The sequence below is a fragment of the Brachyspira pilosicoli genome (genome assembly GCF_019402445.1).
Taxonomy (GTDB): Bacteria; Spirochaetota; Brachyspiria; order Brachyspirales; family Brachyspiraceae; genus Brachyspira; species Brachyspira pilosicoli_B.
Window position 1 is genome coordinate 1 of record NZ_SRZM01000416.1, and the last position, 1,238, is coordinate 1,238.

At 26.3% G+C, this 1,238-nt stretch carries 2 protein-coding genes; both read right to left on the minus strand.

Translation table 11 applies throughout. The features are described 5' to 3' along the window. Positions 1 to 129: 129 nt before the first annotated feature. Entirely contained in the window at positions 130 to 738 is a 609-nt protein-coding gene (gene recR, locus E6A48_RS11510) for a recombination mediator RecR (protein ID WP_219710450.1), read from the minus strand. After that, entirely contained in the window at positions 735 to 1,142 is a 408-nt protein-coding gene (locus E6A48_RS11515; protein WP_219710451.1) for a YbaB/EbfC family nucleoid-associated protein, read from the minus strand. Before E6A48_RS11515 ends, recR begins: the two co-directional genes overlap by 4 nt. Positions 1,143 to 1,238 lie beyond the last annotated feature (96 nt).

Consider the following 1,238-nt stretch of genomic DNA (forward strand, 5'->3'; position numbering starts at 1 on the left):
TTATTCAACTTTTTCCCGCAGCAAAAAGTTTTCGCCATTCGGGCGCGCTTTGCAGTAAGGCTAGTCCACGAAAATAATTAAAATAAAAAACAGATTTCAATAAATTTAAAATTTTTACTATATACTACCCTACTGAATAACTACTCTGTCTGCAATACTTCTTGCTAATGAACGTGAATCAGCATTTTCAATATCGCTTGCTAATGATATACCATAAGTAATACGGCTTATTTTTTTATCAAAATTATTATTTCTTAAAGTTTTATTTATATATGATGCTGTAGTATCTGCCTCTAATGAAGCCCCAAATGCTATAATAACTTCTTCTATTGAATTATTATTTTTAACTCTCTCTATTAATTCTTTTATTCTTATGTCCGAAATACCTATTCCTTTAAGAGGCTCTATTAATCCTCCCAAAACATGATAAAGTCCAGTATATTCTTCTGTTTTTTCTATAGCAATCATATCTGTATAAGATTCAACTACGCATAGTTTTGTTTTATCTCTTTTATCACTAGCACATATATTGCAAATATCATTCTCACTCAAAGAATAACATTCTTTGCAAAGCTTTATATTTTTATGTAGCGACAAAATAGAATTAGATAACTCATTTAAATATTCATCATCACTATCAAATAAATACAAAGCAATACGCATAGCACTTCTTCCCCCTATTCCTGGAAGCCTAGCTATCATCTCTGTAAGCTTATCTAAAGAATCAATACCGCTCAATTTTTATCCTTATCATCATTATTATTAATAATATCATTCATTCTAGATATAATATCTGGATTTATAGAATCTAATGATATATTTATAATTGGTTTGCCATTTTCATCATATTTTATTGTAGTCATCTTTGTTATATCAGCAAATGCTTTATCCATATCTTTCATATTAAAAGCATTAAAAGGATTTTTGTAATTATCGTTTTTATTATCATCAGAAACATTCAAATCTTTTACTTTTGAAATTGCATCATTCATGCTAGATACTATCATCTCTTCTAAAAGTTCTTTTTGGTTTTTATCTAAAAGACTTTCATCTATATTGAAATTCGATATACTATAATTTTTATTAATCTCAAATGAAATTAAATTGCCAGGTGAACTATATTTTATAGAATTGTCGCTCATATATTAAAAACTCCTGAAAATAGCATTATCTTTTATCATATATTGTTTTTTATAATTAATCAATATTATAATTATATTATGTTATCTATATTATGT